Raw genomic sequence first — 312 nt, 5'->3', positions numbered from 1 at the left:
GCCCGCGCTGTCCGGCGGGCGGCCCCGGGGCGGTGGGCCGGGCGTCAGGCGATCGTGAACGCCTGGCGCCCGCTCCCGTCGTAGGCCCGCTGCTCCACCTGCGCGCCCTGCGCCGACGGCATCGTCAGGTAGAGGCCGCTGAAGCGGTTCGCCAGCCGGTAGCGGCCGTTGCCCGCGTCTTCGAGCAGCCACTCGTCGTTGGTGTCGGCGTTCGGCTCGTAGGAGTACTGGATCAGCTTGGCTCCCGCGTCACGCGACGCGCCCCGCACCACGACGTCCTTGCCGCTGTTCTGGTTCACCAGCCGCACGTAG

At 72.8% G+C, this 312-nt stretch carries 1 protein-coding gene; it reads right to left on the bottom strand.

The features are described 5' to 3' along the window. Positions 1 to 44 precede the first annotated feature (44 nt). A partial coding sequence (locus AB0G02_RS39870) for an RICIN domain-containing protein (protein ID WP_360805619.1) occupies positions 45 to 312 on the bottom strand: 268 nt, incomplete at its 5' end.

This window comes from Actinosynnema sp. NPDC023658, assembly GCF_040639995.1.
Taxonomy (GTDB): Bacteria; Actinomycetota; Actinomycetes; order Mycobacteriales; family Pseudonocardiaceae; genus Actinosynnema.
This window is presented reverse-complemented; position numbering and strand designations above follow the sequence as displayed.